The organism is Paraburkholderia sp. SG-MS1 (assembly GCF_012275575.1).
Lineage (GTDB): Bacteria > Pseudomonadota > Gammaproteobacteria > Burkholderiales > Burkholderiaceae > Paraburkholderia.
The window spans coordinates 1-22,246 of the sequence record NZ_NPIH01000039.1 but is presented as its reverse complement, the minus strand read 5'-3'; the positions used below and the strand labels follow the sequence as shown (position 1 = coordinate 22,246).

The following is a 22,246-nucleotide window of genomic DNA, read 5'->3' as shown; positions in this document are numbered from 1 at the left end:
GTGCTCGTATCTGATCGTGACGAAGCAGGGCCGGCTCGGCATGAACGGCCCCGAGGTGATCGAGCAGGAAGCGGGCATCGGCGAACTCGATGCGAGCGATCGCCGTCGCGTCTGGCAACTGATCGGCGGCGAACAGCGCACGGCGAGCGCGCTCGCCGACCAGCTGGTCGACGACGATGCCGATGCGCTGCGCGCCGCCGTGCATGCGGCGTTCAGGCAAGGCGTGCCGGCCGCGCACCGCAGCGAACAGGTCGACGTGTTTCTGAACCGGCTCGCACAGATCGACCCGGCCAGCGTCACACCGCAGAGCATGCGTGACGTGTTCAACCCCCACGTCCAACACGCCGCGCGCAAGGAGCAAGCATGAGCGACACTCAAATAAGCCGCGGCGCGCGCTGGTTCCACGCACTCGCCGGCGAACCGTCCGGTCGGGCGCCGGTATGGAGCGGCGATGCCCCGCTCGGCGGCGAGACGGCGCGTTTCATCACGGTCGTGCCCGATGCCGCGAACCGCTTCCCGCGCGCAACCGACAACGTGGTCGGCCTCGAACAGGGCTGGCAGCTTGCGCGCGCCGTGCGCGAAACCATCGCGCAGGACGATGCGGGCGGCACGCGCCGGCCGATCGTCGCGATCGTCGATGTGAAAAGCCAGGCGTATGGCTATCGCGAAGAAATGCTCGGCATCCACCTCGCCTGCGCGGCCGCCGTCGATGCCTATGCGTCGGCGCGAGACGCGGGTCATCCGGTGGTCGCGCTGATCGTCGGGCCGGCAATGTCGGGCGCGTTCCTCGCGCACGGCTATCAGGCCAACCGCATCGTCGCACTCGACGCGCCCGGCACGATGGTCCACGCCATGGGCAAGGAAGCGGCCGCGCGTGTCACGCGCCGCACGGTCGAAGCACTCGACGCGCTTGGCGAAACCATCGTGCCGATGTCGTATTCGATGGCGTCGTTTGCGAAGCTCGGGCTGCTCGATCAACTGATCGAGGGCGTCGATGCAGATGCGCCGGATGCATTGCAGATCGAACGTGTGCGTCAGGTCTTGTGCGAGCAGGTTCGCAGCGCACGCGACGGTGGCCGCACGCTCGCGCATCGGCTGGAATCGGCGGCGGCGCAGAAGAATCGCGCCGCGTCGATCGAGGTGCGGCGGCGGCTCGCGCAACAATGGGATGCCGTGTAATGCGAGTGTGCGCGGCGCCGCCGTTCGCTGCTGAACCCGCGTTGTCGTGCGATGCGCGCTGGCGTGCGCACGACTTGCTGTGTCTGCAGCAACTGCATGTGTTCGATGACGAGCCGGCATGGGTTCGTGGCGCGTTCGAGCGCGCGCCGTATGCGGTCGTCAGACGCGCGCCGGCGCCAGAAGGCTTCGTGGCGATCGGCTTGCGCGGTGTCGAACGGGCGCAGCGTTATGGCACGTGGGCGCGTGCGGCCGATGTCGTGACGGTGGTCTCGCCGGAGAGCTTGCGGCAAACCAGGCCGCTGACCGGTCGCGACACGTTGCCTCCTTTCGCTGCCCTCGCCTTTTTGCAAAGCGGCCCGGGCGGTCCATTGGCGGGTTTTGTCTGGGGGCCGACGGGCAGCGCCGGTTTTGAACTAGCCACGCGGGCACCGGCAGTGAGCGAATCGAGCGATCTCGATCTGCTGATTCGCACGCCCGAACCGCTCGCGCGAGACGGCGCCCGTGTTCTGCTCGATGAACTGCAGGCGCTTGCGAAACGCATCGGCATCCGTATCGATGCGCAACTCGAAACGCCGGCGGGTGGTGTCGCGCTCGCCGAGTGGGCTGCCGGCAAAGCGCGCGTGATGGTGCGCCATGCAAGCGGTCCGCAATTGATCGGCAATCCGTGGGCACAAGCCGCCGCTCGCACAACTCGAAGCCGTGTCGTCTGATGCTTGCGCTGCTTTTTCCCGGCCAGGGCGCGCAGACCGATGGCTTCCTGCACGGTCTGCCGCAGCATCGCGCGGTGCGCGACACACTCGAAGAAGCCTCGCAAGTACTCGGCCTCGATGTGTTGACGCTGGACACGCCGGACGCGCTCCGTTCGACTGTTGCGGTGCAGATCGGGTTGACGATCGCGGGCGTGGCCGTGACGCGCGCGTTGGCTGACGAACAGCTCGCGCCAGAAATCAGCGCGGGGCTCTCGGTCGGTGCGTATGCGGCCGCGGTGAGTTGCGGCGCAGTGCAGTTCGCTGACGCGCTGAAAATGGTGCGGCGGCGTGCCGAACTGATGGACGCGGCGTATCCCTCTGGATATAGCCTCGCGGCGATATCGGGTTTGACCGAGCATCAACTGGAAACACTCGCCGCGCGGCATGCGGATGAGAACCGGCAACACGTCTATATCGGCAATGTGAATGCCCCGCGCCAGATCGTCATGGCGGGCGCAAACGACGCGCTGGATGCGTTCATCGTCCGCGCGCTGGCCGCGGGCGCGCGTAAAGCCTCGCGGCTCGCGGTGAGCGTGCCGTCGCATTGCGAGTTGCTCGCGCAAGCCAGCGACGAACTGCTCGCCTACGTGAGCCAGGTCCCCTTTCAAGCGCCGCGCAGCACGTATATCGGCAATCGCGGCGGCCGACCGTTGTATACGGCCGACGCGATCCGTGACGATCTCGCCACCAACATGCGCTACACCGTGCGCTGGTTCGACGCGCTCACCGCCATGCAGGAAATGGGTGCACGCGTGCTGATCGAGGCGCCCCCGGGGCAGGTATTGACCGACATTACGCGCGAGCATTTTCCGGATGCCGCAGCGCTTGCGGCCAGCGGTCTTTCGTTCGACAGACTGGTGGCGACGGCCCGGCGGCGGTTAGAGACTGGCTAACGGGGCCGTGAACCGCGATGGGGTCCACATCCGCTTTGCACCAGCGCCAGCTTTTCCACCTTCTACCCTCTGCTCAGCAGCTCGAACGTGTGCAAATCCAGACAGCAGGCGCAGTGGTTAATCTGTGAATCGCAGATAGACGCGGTCGACGAGAATGGGCGAAAGACCGCTTTGCATCACGTATCCATGAACGCGCCCCAACGCTTTGATGCCTGCCGGTACGACTTGTGTGTGGTCGAGACGTCCTGTCATCTCGCTCTCCCTGCTCAACTGTTCGGGCCAGCCTGCTCGTGCGGTCAACGCAGAACATAACCGGCCGCACGAATTCAGACGGCCTCGGCTTCGCGCCCGGCCGTTGCGCGACGCTCGGCACGGGGGCGCTCGATGCAACGATGAGCGGCCTCCGCCAGGATAAAAGCCAGTGCAATGAGAGCTGCCGCGACGATGCCAAGATAACGGACACCCAGCGACTGGAGCACCGCGCCACCGAGCACACTGGAGCCTGCGAGGCCTACGTAAGTGGCCGTATTGTTCAGCGCGAGTAAAAGCGGTGCCGCTTTCGGCGAGATTTGCACGAGGCGGTGTTGTTGCGGGACGATTAATCCCCATCCGCAGATTCCCCAGACGCACAGCGCGGTTAAGGCGCTGAGCGCATGCGTGGAGGTCCAGGGCAGCGCGCCGAAATTGATGATCGCGAGCCAAAGCATGGCGTTGATGATGCTACGACTCTCGACTCGATCGACGAGCCGGCCGGACAGCACGTTGCCAACCGTTGCCGCTACGCCCCACAGGAGCAGCATGCCCGCGAGGATGCGCTCGTCGCCGTGCGTCACCCGTGCAAGGACCACCCCCGCATAGGTGTAGACCATCAGGAACCCGCCGAATGCAAACAACGACGTGAGCAAGGTGAGCGCGATCCGCACGTCCCGAATGGGCACGAGCCGCTCGCTGAGCTTGACCGTCGCCGGCCGTACAACAGACGGCAGCAATGTCCAGACGCCTATCAGGGCGACGATGCCAAGCATGGCGACGAACCAGAGCGTCGTTCTCCAACTCCCGAATCCGCCGATAAAAGTACCGATCGGCGAACCGAGCGCGGTGGCCCCCGTGAGGCCGACCGTTACCGTCGAAAGCGCGCGACCGCGCTTGTCGGGCGTGGCAAGCGCGGAGGCAACACCGAGTGCCGTCGGAGAAAAAAGCGCGGCGCCGAACCCCGCCAGCACCCGGCTCAGCAGCACCCAATGCAGGTCGGTGGCGAGCGCACTGATTGCGTTGCCGGCGACGAAAATGCCGAGCGCCGACACCAGCAGAAGCTTGCGCGGCCATCCTCCGGCGACAGCCGCCATGACGGGGGCCGCAACCGCATAGGTCAAGGCGTAAAAAGTCACCATGAGGCCGGCCAGGCTGACCGTGGTGTGCAGTGATGCCGCGACGTCCGGAAGAATGCCGGCGACGACGAAGTTGTCCGTCCCCATGGCGAACATGCCCAGAGCGAGTATCAGTAGTCGACGATCCATACGAAAGTGGTTCAAACGCGGTTAGGGGTGGCCTCGCGCAGCCGCCGCGACAGCGCGGCTGAAGCTCGCATTCACGGCATCGTCCCGGTCGGCCAGAGACTGCTTGAACGGTGCATTGCCAAAGGATAATCGCGCTTGACCGTGTCTCAAATGTCATATATACCAGCGATTCAGGACATAACGCAGGACACGCAATGCACACGATCGGCTTCGTCGTATTTCCGAACTTCTATCTGCTGGGCCTGGCAGCGGTCACCGCGTTCGAGCTGGCGAACGTGGTTCTGGAAGAGCGGGCTTACGACGTGGCGGTGCTGTCCGAACAGGGAGGGCTTGTCGTGTCCTCGGCAGGCATCCGCGTCGAGACGGTCGCCTTCAGCGACGCGAGATTCGACACGGTCATGTTCGGCTCGGGCGTTGAACTGGACATGGTTTCCAGCCCCTTGACCGCGTTCGTCAGGCGCGCGCTCACCACGTCGAGACGGATCGCGGCGCCCTGCACGGGGGCTTTCATCCTTGCTGAAGCGGGTGTGCTGGACGGCCGGCGCGCCACCACCCACTGGCGTTTCGCCCACGAACTGCAGCGCCGTTTCCCGCAAGTCGCCGTCGAAGATGATCAGATTTTCATCGTGGACGGCCCGGTCTGGACGTCCGCAGGCATGACGGCCACGATCGACATGGCGCTCGCGATGATCAAGAAGGACCATGGACCGGACGTCTCGCGCTCGGTGGCGCGCAGGCTCGTCATCTACCACCGGCGCGCAGGCGGCCAGTCGCAGTTTTCGACGTTGCTGGACCTCGACCCGAAGTCCGACAGAATCCAGAAAGCCATCGACTACGCGAGCGCCAATCTGCGGAGCGCGTTGACCGTGGACGAACTGGCTCACGTCGCCGGGCTGAGTCCGCGCCAGTTCAGTCGGGCATTCAGCACGGAGACCGGACAATCACCGGCCAAGGCGGTCGAACATCTGCGCGTGGAAGCCGCAAGGCTGATGCTGGAAAAAGGGCGTCTATCGATGGACGTCATCGCAGCCGTGGTCGGTTTTTCGGACCGCGAACGAATGAGGCGAGCGTTCCTGCGCACCATTGGGCAGCCGCCTCAGGCGGTCCGTCGACTTGGCAGGGAAAGTCGCGGACCGGTTGTTCGCGAAGACGAAGAAAGCGCGCGTTGAGTGCCGTTCGTATCGCCTTGAAGCTGCGGGTGTGTTGGTGTCTTATCACAGCCGTTGTCCGGTCGAGGATGCGAATCACCGCAACGTGCGTCGATGCGCGATTGACCACCTCTCGCGAACCCTCACGCCCGGCCATGCAATCGGCGTATTTGCCGCAGTCGCGTATGGCGCGGTAATTCTCGCCGCGCCGACGCTGGCCAAACCAGGGCAGGCAGCTCGGCGCCTGAGTCAGGCCGCGCGTGCGCAGCCCCGCCTCACGCCTGCTCCGGCGCCCCCCGCCCAAGCACCTGCGAATCCGGCGCCGTCGCCGACGTTTCGCCATGCGCATGTCCATGCCCATGCCCCGGCGTCGTCACCGCGGCGGTGCCACCGGGCCGCCGCACCGACTTCGCGTGCCGCTCGATCAGCCGTTGCAGCAGGCAGAACGCGCACAGCAGCGCACCGATCACGATACGCGTCCACCACGAGCTGAGCGTGCCGTCGAAGGTGATCAGCGTCTGGATCGTGCCGAGAATGCCGACGCCGAACAGCGAGCCGATCACATAACCCACGCCGCCCGTCAGCAGAGTCCCGCCAATCACGGTCGCCGCAATCGCGTCGAGTTCCATGCCCTGCCCCTGCAAGCCATAGCCCGACAACACATAGAACGTGAACACCGCACCGCCCAGCGCAGAGCAGAAACCGCTCAGCGCGTACACACCGATCCTCGTCTGCGCGACCGGCAGACCCATCAGCAGCGCCGAACGCGGATTGCCGCCCACCGCATACACATTGCGGCCAAAGCGCGTGAAATGCGCAACGAAGATCGCGGCCAGCAGCGTCACCATCGCAATCAGCACGTTCGCCGTGACCGAGCCGACGCCGATGTCGAGACGAAACGCCGAGATCTTCTGGAACGTCGGATCGGTGATCGTGATCGATTGCGTCGTGATCAGAAAACACAGGCCGCGTGCGAAGAACATGCCGGCTAACGTCACGATGAATGCCTGCAGACGGAAGAAATGAATCAGCGCGCCCTGCACCGCGCCGAACACGGTGCCCATCAGCAGCACGATCGGGATGATCACCCACACCGACAGATGCATGTGTTCGGACAGCACCGCCTCGACGATGGTCGTCAGCGCGACGACCGAGCCGACCGACAGATCGATCCCGCCCGACACGATCACGAACGTCATGCCGATCGCGACGATCAGCAGGAACGCGTTGTCGACGAGCAGATCGAGCAGCACCTGCCACGAGAAGAAACCGGTGTACATCACCGAGCCGAAACCGAACAGCGCGCAGAACAACAGGATCGTGACGGCGATCGGCAACGTGCGCGGATCGACGACATGCGCCAGGGCATCGAGAAGTCGTCTCATCGTGCCACCCCGCGTTGCTTGAAGACCGACGCGCCGAACGACATCGCGAGAGCACGCGCCGCCGGCGACTGGATCACGCTGACCGCGAGCACCACGGCCGCCTTGACGACGAGCGTCGCCTCAGGCGGCACGCCGATCGAATAGGTGGTGTACGTCAGCGTCTGAATGATCAGCGCGCCCAGTACCGTTCCTGCAAAACTGAAGCGGCCGCCGAGCAGCGACGTGCCGCCAAGCGTCACCGCGAGAATCGCGTCGAGTTCGAGCAGCAGGCCCGCGTTGTTGCCGTCGGCGCTGCGCACATTCGAGCTGATCAGGATGCCCGCCATCGACGCGGTCAAGCCCGAGAAGCCGTACACCGCGAACACGAGCGCCTTGGAGCGCAAGCCGACCAGACGCGTCGCCACAGGATTGACGCCGATCGCGCGAATGAAGAGTCCGAGCGCCGTGCCTTCGACGAGCGCCGCGGTCGCCAGCACGACCACCGTGGCAATCCACACCGAACACGGCACGCCGAGCCAGTAGCCGCCGCCGACGAACAGATAGCCGGGCGCGCCGATCGGGATGATCTGCCCGGCCGTCAGCAACTGCGCGATGCCCCGGCCCGCGACCATCAGGATCAACGTGGCGATGATCGGTTGCATACCGACAAAGGACACCAGCACGCCGTTCCACATGCCGCTCAACACGCCGACGATCAACGCCGCCGCCAGCGCCTGGGCAACGAGCCCACCGCTCGGTACCGGCTGCGTCGCGAGAATCGTGGCCGCGGCGGCGCCGGCGATCGCCACCACCGCGCCGACCGAAATGTCGATGCCGCGTGTCGCGATCACCAGCGTCATGCCGATCGCGACGAGCACGAGCGGCGCGGCGCGATTGAGCACGTCGATCGGCGCGCCGAACAGATGGCCATCGAGCATGCGCAGCGACAGGAAATGCGGATTCACCCATAGATTCAGGCCGCACAGCAACGCGAGCGTGACGCACGGCCAGATCAACGGACGTTCGACGCCGTCGCGCGCGAACCAGTTCGATAGCTTCATTCGCCGCTCCCCGCGATGAGTCGATAGATGTTGTCTTCGGTGGACGCCTTGCCGGCGACTTCGGCGATCTTGCGGCGGTCGCGCAGCACCGCGACGCGATGGCTCACGCGCAGCACCTCGCTGATCTCCGACGAAATGAACAGGATGCTCAGACCATTCGCGCACAGCGCGAGCAGACGGTCCATGATGTCGAACTTGGCGGCGACGTCGATGCCGCGCGTGGGTTCGTCGAGAATCAGCAGCTTGGGGTCGGTGGCGAGCCAGCGCGCGAGCAGCGCTTTCTGCTGGTTGCCGCCGGACAGCAGGCCAATCGGCTGTTCGGCGTCCGAGGCCTTGATGCCGAGCCGCTCGATCCACAAATCGGCCAGTTCGCGCGCGCGCTGCCGGCTGATCTTGCGCCACCAGCCGCGCCGCGCCTGCAAGGCGAGCAGGATGTTCTCGCGGATCGACAGTTCGGCGACGATGCCCTCTTTCTTGCGGTCTTCCGCGCAATAGCCGATGCCGTGGCGCACCGCGTCGCGCGGCGAGCGAAGCCGCACGGGATTTCCGCCGACGAGGATCGTGCCGCTGTCCGCGCGGTCCGCGCCGAATAGCAGGCGCGCGGTTTCGGTACGGCCGGAGCCGAGCAGGCCGGCGAGGCCGAGAATCTGGCCGGCCTGAACGTCGAGATCGATCGGCTGCAGCGTGCCGCGCCGGCCGACGCCGCGCAGTTCCATGAACGGCTGCGCACCCTGCGATGCCCGCACGCCCTCGTCAGACTCGTGCGCCGCTTGCGCTGCCTGCGCGTCGTGCGCGGCTTCGCGCAAACGCGCGCTCATGCGCTCGTGGCCGACCATCTTCGAGACCAGCTGATCGGCGGGCAGATCGCGGGCGAGATATTCGCCCTCGCGCTCGCCATTGCGCATCACCGTGATGCGGTCGGAGATCGCATAGGTCTGTTCGATGAAATGCGTGACGAACAGAATCGCGATACCCGATTGCTTAAGATGCCGAAGTATTTTAAAAAGCTGCGCGACTTCGCTGTCGTCGAGACTCGACGTCGGCTCGTCGAGAATCAGCACGCGCGCGTCGACTGACAGCGCTCGCGCGATCGCCACCATCTGCTGCACGGCGATCGGATATGCGTCGAGCGAGCGCGTGACGTCGAGCGACACGTCGAGACGCGCCAGCGCGGCCTGGGCACGCCGCTTGATGTCGGGCCAGTCGATCGCGCCGAAGCGCCTCGGCTGCCGGCCCGCGAAAATGTTCTCGGCCACCGACAGATTCGGGCACAGGTTCACTTCCTGATACAGCGTGCGCACACCGGCTGCTTCGGCCTCCTGCGGTGACGCGAACGCCACCACTTCGCCGCCGAGGCGGATCGTGCCGGCATCCGGCGCGACTACGCCGGTGAGCACGTTGATCAAGGTGGATTTGCCGGCGCCGTTCTGCCCCATCAGCGTGTGAACCTCGCCGGGAAAGAGACGGAAATCGACCCCTTGCAGCGCTTTCACGCCAGGGAATGTCTTGCTGACGCCGGCGGTGGCCAGAATGGGTTCGGGCGCGTTCACGGCGGCCCTCGCGCCCTGAGCGCCGTGGGCACCGATAGCCGGCTGATTCGGTTCGGAAGCGGGATGGGTCATGGACCTCGCTCGATCGGCTATGCGTGGGTTCGGCAGGCTCCAGCGGCATCCATCTGAAAAGAGACCGCCCGCTGCCGAAGCAGCCCGGGCGGTCAGGCACCACTGGAGAAACCTGTTCGATCTATCCGTACTGTGTGTCTCCTCTGCGCCGCGAGGCGGCGCAGGTCATGAGGATGACTGAGTACTTCGCTTCAATACTTGCGCGTCGGCAGAGTCTGCGCCGCAACGCTCATCGGGAAGACGGTCTCTTCCGTGAGGATGCGCTTGGGCAGCGGCTTGCCGGCCACGACATCCTTCACCGCCGACATCAGTTGCGGCCCTAGCAGCGGGCTGCACTCCACGTCGACGTTCATCTTGCCTGCGGCCATCGCCTGGAAGCCGCCCTTGGTTGCGTCGAACGACACGACGATGACGTCCTTGCCTGGATGCATACCGGCCTCTTCCATCGCCTGGATGGCGCCGAGCGCCATGTCGTCGTTATGCGCATAAACTACATTTATTTTATTTCCATAAGTTTTAATAAACGCTTCCATGACCTGCTTGCCGCCGGCCAGCGTGAAGTCGCCGCTTTGCGACGCGATGATCTTGAATTTGGGATCGTTCTTGATCACTTCCATCAGACCGGAGTGCCGGTCATTGGCGGGCGCCGAGCCCACCGTTCCCTGCAATTCCGCGATGTTGACAGGGCCCTGGCTGCTTTTGTAGTGCTCTTCGAGCCAATGACCGCCACGCCGGCCTTCTTCCAGGAAGTCGGAGCCGATCATCGTCACGTACAGCGACGTGTCTTTGACGTCGATGTTACGGTCGGTGAGAATCACGGGGATTTTCGCGGCCTTCGCTTCGCGCAGCACCGGCTCCCAGCCGGACTCGACGACCGGCGAGAATGCGATCACATCGACTTTTTGCGCAATATACGAGCGGATCGCCTTGATCTGGTTTTCCTGCTTCTGCTGCGCATCCGAGAATTTGAGCTTGATTTTCGCGTCCGCTGCAGCGGATTTGACCGACTCGGTGTTGGCGGTTCGCCATGCGCTTTCCGCGCCGACTTGCGCGAAACCGAGCGTAATCTGTTTGTCCTGCGCATAGGCGCCGGGCGCGGCCAGCGTCAGCGTGCCGATGCCAGCGGAAAGTGCGAGCGCGCCCAACGCACGACATGCGGCACGTCGTGTATTCGCCATGACTGTCTCCTGATGTTGTTGTGTAGACGACCCAGCGAACCTGCCCAGCCCTCGCGGCCCTCACGGTGCGTGGATCGTGATGTAGCGTACTGTGCGGCGCGTTAACCGTCCAATCATATGATTCGCACCGGCGATATCAATTCTGGTATCGCTGGTGGCATCGGCTTGCGTCGGGTATGAGCGTGGATCGACAAGCAAATTGGCCGGCGAACTAGCGTTCAGCCACTCGCGGCGTGACCCAGCGGAACGTCAGATTGATGCGCTCGCCGGCCACGCGCGGCTCCTTCGGCACCCGGTGCCGCCACTCCGCCTGAGTGTTGCCCTTCATCACGAGCAGGCTGCCACCCTTCAGCGAAAACGACTGCACGACGCCGGTCTTGTTGTGCCGCAAGTCAAAAGTACGCGCGACGCCCAGGCTAACCGACGCGATTACCGGCCGGGAGCCCAGCTCGGGTTCGCGGTCCGCATGCCAGCCCATGCTGTCGGCGCCGCTGCGATAGCGGTTGAGCAGCACACTGTTGAAACGCGTGCCGCAGACCGCCTCGGCGGTCTCCTTCAGTTGCGCGACGGCCGGCGTCCACGGCTGCGGCACGTTGCGAATCCCCGAATAGACGTACACCGCGTCCGGTTCGCCCTGCCAGGCGGTCAGCCGCGGCAGCGCGACGCGGCCCGCAGGCGTGCCCATCGTGTCCTGACGCCACTGCACTTCGTCGATCAGTTGCGTCAATACCTGCGCCGCCGTGGCAGGCGTGAGCCAGTCGGGATACCAGTCGACCTCGGGCGTCGGCAGGTCGTCGAAAAGATCGGTCATACCGTTACCTGAATACCTGTGTGCGATTGCGCGAGCAAAACCTGCGCGCATGAAAACCCTCGCTATTATGGCGGCAACGACGCATGCGCTCACCCCGGCGCGTCGCGCTGTCATTCCAGTCTGTCACCTGTCTTTCATTTTTATTTTCAACGGATCCTCATCATGACTCTTTCCGATCAGGCGCTCGACCAACTCTTCCGTCAGGCGCGCACGCATAACGGCTGGCTGCCAAAACCCGTCGACGATGCCCTCCTCAGGCAATTGATCGAACTGACGCTGCTCGGCCCGACGTCGGCCAATTCGAGCCCTGCCCGGTTCGTCTTCGTCAAGACGGCGGAAGGTAAGGAAAAGCTGCGCCCGGCGTTGTCCACGGGTAATCTCGACAAGACGATGGCCGCGCCGGTCACGGCAATCGTCGGCATGGATATGGCGTTTTACGAGCAGCTGCCGAAACTCTTTCCGCATGCGGACGCCCGCAGCTGGTTTGCCGGCAATGACCGCGCGATCGCGGATACGGCGTTTCGCAATTCGACGCTGCAAGGCGGCTATCTGATTCTCGCCGCCCGCGCGCTGGGTCTGGACACAGGTCCCATGTCGGGCTTCGACGCGGCCAAAGTCGACGAAGCGTTCTTTGCCGGCACAGCCGTGAAGGCGAACTTTCTGATCAATCTCGGTTACGGCGACCCGTCGACACTGTTTGCGCGCAGCCCGCGCTTCACGTTCGACGAAGCCGCCCGGATTGCGTGACGTTGCCTGAGGCGTGTGACGCGCGGCGGCCCGTCCGCCCGCGCGTCCACCTTGCCTTCAGGTGAGCAGCGCCACGTAGAACACCACGGTGCCGATCAACGCGCCGACAAAGCAGAAGCCCTCGTTGGCGTCGTCGTCACTCGAACTCGAACGCAACCAGCCACCGACGACGCCGAACAGTCCCGCGATACCCAGCGCGACGCACAGCATCACCACGCCGAATAGCGCGCTCCTGCCTAGCTCGGAGAAGTCGATGTTGCGCACGCCGAAGTACACGCCGATGGCCATCAGTGAAATGACGACGAGCGGCAGCATCACGTGACTGCCTTCGTATCCGACGTGGTGCGCATGATGCGCGTGATGTAATTGTTGGCTCGATCTGAGCAGCTTCATGATGTGCCTCCCCCTCGCCCTCTTCCGGCGCTAAAACTCATCGCTACCGAACCGCTGCGGCCCCGTTGCGACCGTCAAACGAGCCGGTTCCTTTTGAGGATAGTCCACGCGCGAACACAATTCAAAGCCCATTTAATTAGGTTGCGCAGCGCGTTTCCATGCGCGCTTTACACTCGCGCGGATTGCTGCACCGCACGACTTTGCGGACGCCTTCAGGCACGGAATCGAGCGCGTCGTGAGGGCTAATCCGGCGCTGCCGGCAAGCGCCGGTACATGCCGGTAGAATGGTTCGCCCGGCCGCGAACCGCATTGCCGCCGACGATTCGCCGCCACCCTTCCGTTCCGTGTCGGCCCCTTCCCGCCTTGATCCTCCTTATGCGCCGCTCATCCTTTCTTGTTCGCATCATCCTGATTGGCATCCTGCTGCACATCTACGTCGGCTTGCGTCTTATTCCGGACATGCCGATCGACGCCACCGGCCGCTGGTTGAGCGTGTTATGGCTCGTGCTGTCCATTTTCCTGATTCCGTTGGGCATGATGGCGCGCAGCATCAAGCGGCAACCGCTCGGCGACCGGCTCGCCTGGATCGGGCTGCTGGCGATGGGCTTCTTTTCGTCGCTGCTGGTGCTGACCTTTGCGCGTGATCTCGCACTCGCCTCCCTGTTGACCGTGGACGCGATCTGGCCAAACACCATCGCAATCGCGCATTGGCGGACAGGCTCAGCGGCAGCGGTGCCTTTGCTTGCGCTGCTCTCGACGTTGATCGGTCTGTTCAATGCCCGTCGCCGCGCGCGCGTCGTCACGATCGAGGTGCCGATCGACGATTTGCCGGCGGCGCTCGACGGCTTCACAATCGTGCAGATCAGCGATATCCACGTCGGCCCGACTATCAAAGGCCGCTATGTGGATGCCATCGTCGACGCGGTGAACCGGTTGAAGCCGGATCTGATCGCAGTGACCGGCGACGTCGTGGACGGCAGTGTGCCGCAACTGACTAAACACACGCAGCCGTTGTCACGGCTTAGCGCACGTCACGGCGCATTCCTCGTGACAGGCAATCACGAGTACTACGCGGGCGCCAATGCGTGGATCGCCGAATTCCGCAGACTGGGATTGAACGTACTGCTTAACGAGCACGTGATTGTCGATCACGACGGCGCGCGCGCAGTGATTGCCGGTGTGACCGATTACTCGGCAGGCCATCACGACCCCTTGCACCGCAGCGATCCCGTCGCGGCGCTCGCCGGCGCGCCTGGCGACGTGCTGATCAAGGTGCTGCTCGCCCACCAGCCGCGTTCCGCCGAAGCGGCTGCGGCGGCGGGCTTCACGTTGCAGTTGTCCGGCCATACGCACGGCGGCCAGTTTTTCCCGTGGAATTTCTTCGTGCGGTTTCAGCAACCGTTCACGGCCGGTCTCGCACGTCTGAACGGATTGTGGGTGTATACGAGTCGAGGCACCGGCTACTGGGGACCACCGAAGCGCCTGGGCGCTCCTTCCGAAATTACGCGTTTGCGGCTCGTGCCCGGTGAGCCGGACTGAGCTGAATGAGCCGAACGTGGCGGCGTCGACCGCTACTGGGCTGGCGCCACGGCCACGCTCACTTGCGGCGCATAGGTCACGGACACTTGCATGCCCGCCGCCAGATTGGCGACCGCGGCCGGCGCGCGGCTCTCGATATGGAACACCGAGCCGTTGGCGCTTTTGAGCGCCAGCACACCCGCTGAACGATCCACCGCTGTGACTTCGGCCGTCACGTTCTGCATCGTGTCGCGCGGCGCTCCCTGAGCGAGCCTGCCTTTACCGTCCCCGCCGTCCGTGACATGGATCACCGCATTGCGGATCATCTGGATATGGACCTTGCTGCCCGGCCGGACTTGCGTGAGATTGCGAGCATCCGTGACGGTGAACGAGCCTTCACGACCTTGCGCGTCGAGCACGGTCAGCGACTGTTTCGTCTGGTCGATCGATTTGACCACGCCGTCCGCCTGCAACAGGCTGCGGCCTTCGAACGGTGCGGGCAGGCCCACGGCGAACGACACCAGCGGAGCGACCGCCAACAATGCGCCGGCAATCACACCGGAAGCTTTAACTTTCATACATTCCTCGATGGGCTGAACAGCGGGAGAGCGCCGACGTCGCGCTGATGAATGGTGCAAACGAAACACGAAACAAAGCGACGAACAGCAAACTTGATTGATGTGAACAGTGCGACCACAGGACACGTTCCGAAGTGTTCAGACAGTTTGTTTTCCGGGATGGAGTCCGTCAATATTCGGAGTCCGCATGTGAGCAAGGATTATTCGCCGATGGCGCCGGAAATTTCAGAAAAGAACGCCTAATGAATTCGGCCGTCCCGTTCAATCCAGGTTGACTTGCCTTGACACCACCGCCTAAAATTCGGCCACTTCTTTTTAACCGGAATAACGATCTTGGACAGTAGCAGTCGTCCCCGAGCCGCGCTTCGCCCGCTCGCCTGATCGGCAGGATTTCCGCGTCAGTCTTTATCTGCCGCCATCTTGCCTCCAGGCCTGATGGCGCGCTTCGCTCAATACCGTCGCATTGGCGAGTGAATCGCGGCATGGCGCATTGCCATGCCGATGCTTCACGCCTTACGCTTCGCGAGCCCTTGCTCGCGTGTATTGCCACGACTGATCCACGCGTGTCTATGACCAATGACGCGCTGCTGTCACGCGTCGTATTCACACTGCGCGAATCTGCGCTTGAACCTTACTGAACGATGACACTCGAATTCGTCTGGCGGCTGCTTGCCGCTTTCGCCTGCGGCGTCGCCATCGGCCTCGAACGGCAGATGCGTCAGCGCAATGCAGGACTGCGCACCATTACGCTGGTCGCGAGCGGCGCGTGCCTGTTCGTGACGCTCGGCGTGCTGACCGGCACCGGGACGGCCGGGGTCACCCAGATCGCCGCGTATGTGGTCTCCGGCGTCGGCTTTCTCGGCGGCGGCGTGATCATGCGCGACAAAGGCTCCATTCAGGGCATCAACACCGCCGCGACGCTATGGTGCTCCGCGGCGGTGGGCGTGTTGTGCGGTGCGGGTCATTACGGCCCGGCGCTCGCAGGCACGGCGGTCGTATTGCTAACCAATACGGTGCTGCGCGAAGTTAGCCGTACTATCAATGCGACGCCGGTTTCAAACGCCGACCTGATTCGCGAGTACGTCTTGACGGTTGTCTGCCGCGAGGCCGATGAGATCCACATTCGCACCGCCATCTCCAACTCGATGTATTCGACGCCGTTGTCGTTCCAGAGCCTGACGAGCGAAGACGTCGAGAGCGATCCCGGCCGTATTCGCGTGACCGCGACGCTCAAGCTGCATCCGAAAGACCAATCGAAGCTCGAACAGATGGCCAGCCGTCTCAGCATGGAAAAGAGCGTGTCCAGCGTCAGCTGGACGGCACGCGAAGCGGAGCCGACGCCAGAGTGACGCGCGGCTCGTCATGCTCCCCATGTTGGCATGCATCGTCTACACTTAGACGGCAATAGTTTCAAACAATGTCAATTGCGCATCCGCAACCTGGACTGTCCCATCACCTTCGACTAAGCTCTAGCCGCGTGATTTTCTTTCACTCAACCTTGGAGTCTCGAATATGGAACACGGCATCATTGCATGGCTCATCATCGGCGCGATCGCGGGCTGGCTGGCCGGCGTGCTGGTCAAAGGCGGCGGCTTCGGCCTCATCGTCGACATCATTGTCGGGATCGTGGGCGCGTTCATCGGCGGCTGGCTTGCTGGTGTTTTGCATATCTCGCTGGGCGGCGGCTGGATCGGCTCGATCATCACCGCGGTGATCGGCGCGGTCATTCTATTGTTTCTTATCCGGCTCGTGCGACGAGGCGGCTGAGCGCAGCAGTTGATGTCCGAACGCGTCAGGGGCGAACGCCACCTGACGCCACATTTGCTTTAAAGCATGGCTTCCATTGCCGGCAACATCGAGCCGGTGTCACGCAGCCGTGCATGCCAGGCGAAAGCCTGGTCCAACCGATGCGGCGTCTGCCCGCCTCCTTGCAACGCGTCCCGATAGTAGTCTCGCAGCAGATCGCGATACAACGGATGCGCACAGTTTTCGATGATCAAGGTCGCACGCTCGCGCGGCGCCAGGCCGCGCAGATCGGCCAGCCCCTGCTCCGTCACGACCACGTCGACGTCGTGTTCGTTGTGATCGCAATGCGGCACCATGGGCACGATGCTCGAAATGCGGCCGTCTTTCGCGGTCGACTTGGTGGCAAAAACCGCGCACGACGCGTTACGCGCAAAGTCGCCCGAACCGCCGATACCGTTCATCATATGCGTGCCGCCCACATGCGTGGAATTGACGTTGCCGTAGATGTCCAGTTCGAGCGCAGTGTTCAACGCGATCAGCCCGAGCCGGCGAATGACTTCAGGATGATTGCTCACTTCCTGCGGACGCAGGACGAGACGATCGCGATAGCGTTCGAGTTCGCCGAACACCTGCGTCTGACGCGCGGCCGACAACGTGATCGACGCCCCCGAGGCGAACGTTACCTTGCCTGCGTCCATCAGATCGAAGGTCGAATCCTGCAGTACTTCTGAGTAAATTTCGAAGGCGTCGAACGGCGAATCGACGAAGCCGGCCAGCACCGCGTTCGCGATCGTGCCAATGCCGGCCTGCAACGGCGGCAACTGCCTGGGCATGCGAGCGCGCGATACTTCGTGCTGGAAGAATTCGATCAGATGACCGGCGATCAGCTCGGTCTCCTCGTCCGCCGGCAGCACCGTCGACGAACTGTCGGCCATATCGGTGATGACGATCGCCGCAATCTTCTCGAACGGAATATCGATGGCCAGCGTGCCGATGCGATCGTGCGCATGAACGATGGGCAGCGGCTCGCGGTTCGGCCTGCGGCCCGGAATCCAGATGTCGTGCAGCCCTTCGAGCGCCAGCGGCTGCGCGAGATTGATTTCGACGATCACCTTGTCGGCGAGGATCGCGAAGCTGGCCGAATTGCCGACCGAGGTCGTCGGCACGATGCCGCCGGTCTCGGTGATCGCGGCCGCTTCGATAATCGCGACGTCGAGTTTGCCGAGCTGATTTGCGCGCAGCATCTCGACGGTTTCGGACAAATGCTGATCGACGAACATCACTTCGCCGCGATTGATCGCGTCGCGCAAGGTCTTGTCCACCTGGAACGGCAGACGGCGTGCGAGCACGTGCGCCTCGGTCAGCATGCGGTCCACGTCGTGACCGAGCGAGGCCCCCGTCATCAACGTGATGCGCAGCGGCTTGCCTTCCTCACGGGCCCGTTGCGCAAGCGCAACCGGCACGGCCTTCGCGTCGCCCGCGCGCGTGAAACCGCTGGCGCCGACGCGCATGCCATCCTGAATCAGCAACGCCGCTTGCGCAGCCGAGGTGATCTTTCCGCGCAGCGCGGCACAACGAATCCGGTCTTCGTACATGAACTTCGGTCTCTCCATAATCATCGATCCAGTCTACCGGTGCGCACGTCTGCGGTGTGCTTCGCTCAGTAGCCGAATTGCCGCACCCGCCGCGGCGTCTCGATGGGACGGCGTCGCGGCCTGGTGTTTCATCGCATGCGACGTGCTCGCGACGGGTCCTGCAAATACTTCAGGTGTTGCATGCGGCGCATGCCTGGCTTTAGCTGCCGAAATAGATGCTGCAGAAGCTCACAGGACCGACGCACTCCTCCTGCTTCGCCTTCGGCGCGATGCTGCGCTTCGGTGTGACGACGACGTTGCCGGGACGCTGCGCGTCGGCTTGCGCAACCTGTTGCTCCGGTGCCCCGGCGGCTGCAGGCGCAGTTTGCGCATGTGCGACGGCGGCGGACAAAGAACAGGCTATCAGGACAATCTTCAACACTTTCATCTCGCTCTCCAGTACTTACGGTGACTGCGTGGCAGTGATGAAACTATATGACCGCCACCTACGCCGATAAAGCGGCCTGCCGGGAAGTCATCCTTCCAGCTGGCGGAAGGATCAGTGGGAATCGGCGGCTGCGAGCGAGTCCAAGTCCGGCGTTCAACGCGCGTTGAACGGCGCGTCCTTGTCGAGCAGCGCGGTGCGAATGAAGTGCAGGCAGCTCAGGATGCGCTGCAAATCGTGGCGTCTGTCGCGATCGGCGTGCACCGTTTGCAGTATGTCCTGCGCAATCCACGTGGCCGAGCGCACGGAAATGAGCGCACGTTCGGCCGCGCGGGTGTCGGGCCGCTCGAAGAGTTGCGCGAGGTCATCGCAGGTGCGCTCGATCGCACTGCGCCAACGTGGATGGAGCGCATGTGCATAGGCGGCGTACGCTGTTTCGTTGCGCAGATCGATCGCGGCGCGACCGGCTTCGAGCGTGGCGAGCATCCAGCGCAATGCATCGCGACGGCGACGGGATCGCCGCGACAGGAGCATTCGCAATTGCGAGGTCAGATCATGCGTGCCCGACTGGAAGCGCTGGCTGAGTCCGCGCAATTCGCCCTTACAGGCGGACACCGCTTGCCCACGCAGGTCGCCCATGATCCGCTCGATGAGCCAGGGCATGTCGGCGGGAAAAACCACCGCAAAGACAATCGCGGCGGCGAGCATCGACACAGTGAGCGCGATGCCGTTGTTGATGAGCAGATCCGGCACAAAGGTGACGACATTGTCCGGGCCCGCGAGCAGGCAGAAAAATACTGAGAAGCCGATGCCGTATCCGGCGGCATGCTTGCGTGTCGCGATAAACGCGCCTAGTGCGAGCACTGGCGCGAGCGATATGCATAGCAGCGGGAATCCATCGATGTTGGGATACACGTAGCACGTGAAGAGATAGCCGGTCATCGTCGCAAACATGGCGCCGACCGCCATTTGCAGGGCCATTTTCGTCGCGTTCGGCGAGGTCGAGGTGAGCGCGCACGCCAGCGCCGTGCCGATCACGGCAAAGCCGCCGCTCGGCCAGTCGGTTGCAATCCAGAACCAGCCGAGGATGGCCATCGCCACAGCGGAGCGAATAAACGCAAACGCGACGACGAAGCTATTCGTCCGGCTTACATAGCGGCTGAAGTCGCGCTGCGAGCCGACCGGTTTGCGCCGCGCCAGCGACGCGTAAGTCTCCGAGTAGCGAATCCATTCGTCGACGAAGCGGTATAGCAGTTCCGCTGCCGTATCGAAGTCGGCCAGCGATTCGGCGAGCACGGGTTCCAGCGGCCGCCTCGTTTCGCGCACACGGCGTGGCAGGGCCGCCTGAAAGAGGCGTAAGCGGGCCGCTACGCCTCCTTCAAGGGTCGTTTCCAGTCGTGGCGCCAACAGCGTGGACAGTTCATCGAAATACGGCCGGATTGCGGCGAGCGTCGGCGTCGAGCCATTTGCGCGCAGACGTTTGAGCAGTTGATGCAGTGCGTGCAAACGCGTGCATGCATCCATGAATTCGCCATTCAAGCGGCCGAGGTGTTGACGGCGAGAACGCATCGCGGGATCTTCAAAGGCGGCGAACGAGCGCGTCGCCTCGAAACCGACGATCTCGTCGACAATGTCCGCAAAGCGTCGCTCAAATTGACCACGCTCGATTCCGCAGCCCAGCACCTGCGCGGCGAACACCATAAAATTCGCATACCGGATCTGCAAGGCGTGGCGCAGTGCGAGGCTGGAGCGCTGCGGCACGATTAGCGCACTGACTGCACTTGAGCAGATAATGCCGACCGCTACTTCTGCGGCACGCGTGAGCGCCGCAAGAAACAAGGCGTCCGGCTCGGTAACGTTCGGAATGCCAATCAACGCTGCGGTGTAACCCGCCAGCACAAAACCGTACCATCTGAAATGCCGGTATCGGACTGCCGCGGCAATGCACGCGCTCACCCACCCGATCATGCCGAGCATGTACAACTCGGGCTGTTGCACGAACAACGCGCCGAGCACGATGGCGGCGACTGCCCCAACCGCCGTCCCGAGAATGCGGTAGAAACTCTTGGCGAGTACCATTCCGCTGAACGGCTGCATCAGCACGAACACCGTGGTCATCGCAATGCGCGGTTGCGACAGGTCGAGCAGCATCGCGATGCCCAGCGCCAGCAGACCGGCGGTGACCGTTTTCAGCAGATGCAGCCAGGTCAGGCCATCGCTGTTCGCCCAGTCGCGAATGGCGGGACCGAAGCTTCGCCGGCTGAACGCCTGCCACAGGATGCTCCACGAGCGGAAGCAGTCCGTGGGTTTGATCGCATGATAGCGTTTCATCTGAAGGCAATGCGCCGCGGTTGGTCGCTGAAAGAAGCGCCGGCGAAGACTGCGTACACCGGCAGGCAAGGCGCCGATTTTAGGAGCATGCTATGTGCGCATTAAGGGCACCGGCACGGAACGTCTCTTCCAGAACGGGCAACAATGCGGGGGCTAGACAGGCGGACAATACGGCTTCTGCCGTGAAATAGAAGGATTGATGGATACGTTACAAAATATGCGAGTGTTCGTGCGCGTGGTTGAGGCGGGTAGCTTTACCGCGGCCGCGCAGTCGCTCAATTCGACGACGGGCGCGATGTCACGCGCAGTCTCCGAGCTCGAGGCGCACCTGCGTACGCGCCTGCTGAACCGTTCGACGCGACGCCTCGCGCTGACCACAGCCGGCGAGCGTTATCTGAAGCGCTCGCAGCAAATACTTGCGGATATCGACACCGCGGAAGAAGAAGCCAGTTGCGCGCACGAGCGTCCGGCAGGCGCATTGCGCATGCATAGCTTCGCGAGCATCGGGCAGCATTACTTGTTGCCGGCTATTTCGCGTTATCGCGCGCTTTACCCGGAGGTGACCGTCGAGTTGTCGTTGTCGCAACGCATGCCCGATCTGTTCGAAGGCAGCGCCGATGTCGCGGTGATCGGAGCGTCGACTCTGCCGAATTCGGATCTCGTATCGCTACCACTGGGGACGACTTTCAGCATCCTGTGCGCGTCGCCCGCCTATGTGCGCGCGCACGGCGCCCCGCAAACACCGGCCGATCTGGCGCTCCACGAATGTTTGATTCTGCATACGCCGGCCTTTCCACCGCACGAATGGGTGCTCGACGGCCCGCATGGCAGTGAAACGATGGTGGTGAACGGTCCTGTGCAGGTGAACATCGCGGAATCGTTGATCGTGGCGATTCGCGAAGGCATGGGTATCGGCATGGTGCCGCTTTACTCGGCCATCTCCGGGTTGCGTGATGGCTCATTAGTGCGAGTATTGCCGGACTATACGCTGCAAAAGATGAATGTCTATGCGCTGTATCCATCGCGCAAGTTCATCGATGCAAAGACTCGGACCTGGGTCGAATTTTTGCGAACACACCTGCCGAAGGTGATAGCGCGCGATAAGACGTTGCTTGCTGAAGTTGGGCAAGCGGAGGCTGGTGATACTGAGTTGCCTGTTGCGGAAAGCGGCCACGGGGATATCGCCAGCCAGTGATTTGAGATGACGGTGGGCGATGTTGGCTGGGTGTTGGTATGGCGGCGCCGAAGATGTGTCCGCGCGAATTCACACCGGTTCGCAGCTGGCGCTCTGAACTGACCGGTTACGCGGATGCGCTGCGGATGGGGAAGCGCTGAGGGGCTGGCGCGCGGGTCCGGAGCGACGCGCGAAGCGCCTGCCCGGGGCCGTTGTCC

Annotated in this window: 20 protein-coding genes and 2 pseudogenes; 10 read left to right on the top strand and 12 right to left on the bottom strand. The window is 63.4% G+C overall.

Going from position 1 to position 22,246, the window contains the following annotated elements; all coding sequences use genetic code 11:
* From CIC12_RS03280 to mdcH, 4 genes and pseudogenes are all read left to right on the top strand, one after another.
* Window positions 1-367 (top strand): annotated as a pseudogene (locus tag CIC12_RS03280) (biotin-independent malonate decarboxylase subunit beta); the annotation flags it as partial.
* Entirely contained in the window at window positions 364-1,179 is an 816-nt protein-coding gene (gene mdcE, locus CIC12_RS03275) for a biotin-independent malonate decarboxylase subunit gamma (protein WP_168662135.1), read from the top strand. The pseudogene CIC12_RS03280 and the gene mdcE, both read left to right, overlap by 4 nt.
* Window positions 1,179-1,889: a malonate decarboxylase holo-ACP synthase gene (locus tag CIC12_RS03270; protein ID WP_168662133.1), complete on the top strand. Its 711-nt coding sequence runs from the start codon at window positions 1,179-1,181 to the stop codon at window positions 1,887-1,889. Before mdcE ends, CIC12_RS03270 begins: the two co-directional genes overlap by 1 nt.
* Window positions 1,889-2,821, top strand: coding sequence for a malonate decarboxylase subunit epsilon (gene mdcH / locus CIC12_RS03265; RefSeq protein ID WP_168662130.1), 933 nt, complete (start codon window positions 1,889-1,891; stop codon window positions 2,819-2,821). Before CIC12_RS03270 ends, mdcH begins: the two co-directional genes overlap by 1 nt.
* A 65-nt stretch (window positions 2,822-2,886) precedes the next feature.
* Here mdcH and CIC12_RS32905 read toward each other — a convergent pair.
* Window positions 2,887-3,073, bottom strand: a pseudogene (locus tag CIC12_RS32905) (carboxymuconolactone decarboxylase family protein); the annotation flags it as partial.
* Window positions 3,074-3,147: 74 nt separating this feature from the next.
* Entirely contained in the window at window positions 3,148-4,338 is a 1,191-nt protein-coding gene (locus tag CIC12_RS03255; protein ID WP_168662128.1) for an MFS transporter, read from the bottom strand.
* A gap of 194 nt (window positions 4,339-4,532) precedes the next feature.
* On the opposite strand from CIC12_RS03255, the gene CIC12_RS03250 reads away from it, so the two are divergent.
* A complete protein-coding gene (locus CIC12_RS03250; protein WP_168662126.1) occupies window positions 4,533-5,507 on the top strand; it encodes a GlxA family transcriptional regulator in 975 nt (324 codons plus the stop codon).
* A 254-nt stretch (window positions 5,508-5,761) separates the two neighbouring features.
* On the opposite strand, the gene yjfF is transcribed toward CIC12_RS03250, so the two are convergent.
* The 5 genes from yjfF to CIC12_RS03225 form a co-directional block, all read right to left on the bottom strand.
* Window positions 5,762-6,871, bottom strand: coding sequence for a galactofuranose ABC transporter, permease protein YjfF (yjfF, locus tag CIC12_RS03245; protein ID WP_168662124.1), 1,110 nt, complete (start codon window positions 6,869-6,871; stop codon window positions 5,762-5,764).
* Window positions 6,868-7,911: an ABC transporter permease gene (locus tag CIC12_RS03240; protein WP_168662122.1), complete on the bottom strand. Its 1,044-nt coding sequence runs from the start codon at window positions 7,909-7,911 to the stop codon at window positions 6,868-6,870. The genes yjfF and CIC12_RS03240 overlap by 4 nt, the downstream gene beginning before the upstream one ends.
* The gene (locus tag CIC12_RS03235) at window positions 7,908-9,533 is read right to left on the bottom strand and encodes a sugar ABC transporter ATP-binding protein (protein WP_168662120.1); all 1,626 of its coding nucleotides are present in this window, start codon (window positions 9,531-9,533) and stop codon (window positions 7,908-7,910) included. Before CIC12_RS03235 ends, CIC12_RS03240 begins: the two co-directional genes overlap by 4 nt.
* A 191-nt stretch (window positions 9,534-9,724) precedes the next feature.
* Window positions 9,725-10,711 (bottom strand): ABC transporter substrate-binding protein, encoded by a 987-nt coding sequence (locus CIC12_RS03230; protein WP_168662118.1) that lies wholly within the window; start codon window positions 10,709-10,711, stop codon window positions 9,725-9,727.
* 211 nt (window positions 10,712-10,922) lie between these two features.
* Window positions 10,923-11,522, bottom strand: coding sequence for an alpha-ketoglutarate-dependent dioxygenase AlkB family protein (locus CIC12_RS03225; protein ID WP_168662116.1), 600 nt, complete (start codon window positions 11,520-11,522; stop codon window positions 10,923-10,925).
* Between the two features lie 162 nt (window positions 11,523-11,684).
* On the opposite strand from CIC12_RS03225, the gene CIC12_RS03220 reads away from it, so the two are divergent.
* Complete coding sequence (locus CIC12_RS03220) at window positions 11,685-12,269, top strand: malonic semialdehyde reductase (RefSeq protein ID WP_168662114.1); 585 nt, start codon at window positions 11,685-11,687, stop codon at window positions 12,267-12,269.
* A 57-nt stretch (window positions 12,270-12,326) separates the two neighbouring features.
* Here CIC12_RS03220 and CIC12_RS03215 read toward each other — a convergent pair whose 3' ends face one another.
* Window positions 12,327-12,662 carry a hypothetical protein gene (locus CIC12_RS03215; RefSeq protein ID WP_168662112.1) on the bottom strand — a complete coding sequence of 112 codons (336 nt, stop codon included), beginning with the start codon at window positions 12,660-12,662 and terminating at the stop codon, window positions 12,327-12,329.
* A gap of 375 nt (window positions 12,663-13,037) precedes the next feature.
* On the opposite strand from CIC12_RS03215, the gene CIC12_RS03210 reads away from it, so the two are divergent.
* Complete coding sequence (locus CIC12_RS03210) at window positions 13,038-14,201, top strand: metallophosphoesterase (protein WP_168662110.1); 1,164 nt, start codon at window positions 13,038-13,040, stop codon at window positions 14,199-14,201.
* A 32-nt stretch (window positions 14,202-14,233) separates the two neighbouring features.
* Here the strand turns inward: CIC12_RS03210 and CIC12_RS03205 are convergent, their stop codons facing one another.
* Window positions 14,234-14,758: a hypothetical protein gene (locus CIC12_RS03205; RefSeq protein WP_168662108.1), complete on the bottom strand. Its 525-nt coding sequence runs from the start codon at window positions 14,756-14,758 to the stop codon at window positions 14,234-14,236.
* Between the two features lie 641 nt (window positions 14,759-15,399).
* On the opposite strand from CIC12_RS03205, the gene CIC12_RS03200 reads away from it, so the two are divergent.
* On the top strand, window positions 15,400-16,107 hold the full coding sequence (locus CIC12_RS03200; protein ID WP_168662106.1) for an MgtC/SapB family protein: 708 nt from the start codon (window positions 15,400-15,402) through the stop codon (window positions 16,105-16,107).
* Between the two features lie 163 nt (window positions 16,108-16,270).
* Entirely contained in the window at window positions 16,271-16,525 is a 255-nt protein-coding gene (locus tag CIC12_RS03195) for a GlsB/YeaQ/YmgE family stress response membrane protein (RefSeq protein WP_111933499.1), read from the top strand.
* A gap of 59 nt (window positions 16,526-16,584) precedes the next feature.
* On the opposite strand, the gene CIC12_RS03190 is transcribed toward CIC12_RS03195, so the two are convergent.
* From CIC12_RS03190 to CIC12_RS03180, 3 genes are all read right to left on the bottom strand, one after another.
* Window positions 16,585-18,099 (bottom strand): acetyl-CoA hydrolase/transferase family protein, encoded by a 1,515-nt coding sequence (locus CIC12_RS03190; RefSeq protein ID WP_168662137.1) that lies wholly within the window; start codon window positions 18,097-18,099, stop codon window positions 16,585-16,587.
* A 199-nt stretch (window positions 18,100-18,298) separates the two neighbouring features.
* Complete coding sequence (locus CIC12_RS03185) at window positions 18,299-18,526, bottom strand: hypothetical protein (RefSeq protein WP_168662104.1); 228 nt, start codon at window positions 18,524-18,526, stop codon at window positions 18,299-18,301.
* Between the two features lie 153 nt (window positions 18,527-18,679).
* Complete coding sequence (locus CIC12_RS03180) at window positions 18,680-20,854, bottom strand: FUSC family protein (protein WP_168662102.1); 2,175 nt, start codon at window positions 20,852-20,854, stop codon at window positions 18,680-18,682.
* 199 nt (window positions 20,855-21,053) lie between these two features.
* Here CIC12_RS03180 and CIC12_RS03175 point away from each other — a divergent pair, with 199 nt between their 5' ends.
* Window positions 21,054-22,049 carry a LysR family transcriptional regulator gene (locus CIC12_RS03175; RefSeq protein ID WP_168662100.1) on the top strand — a complete coding sequence of 332 codons (996 nt, stop codon included), beginning with the start codon at window positions 21,054-21,056 and terminating at the stop codon, window positions 22,047-22,049.
* The last annotated feature ends 197 nt before the right edge of the window (window positions 22,050-22,246 follow it).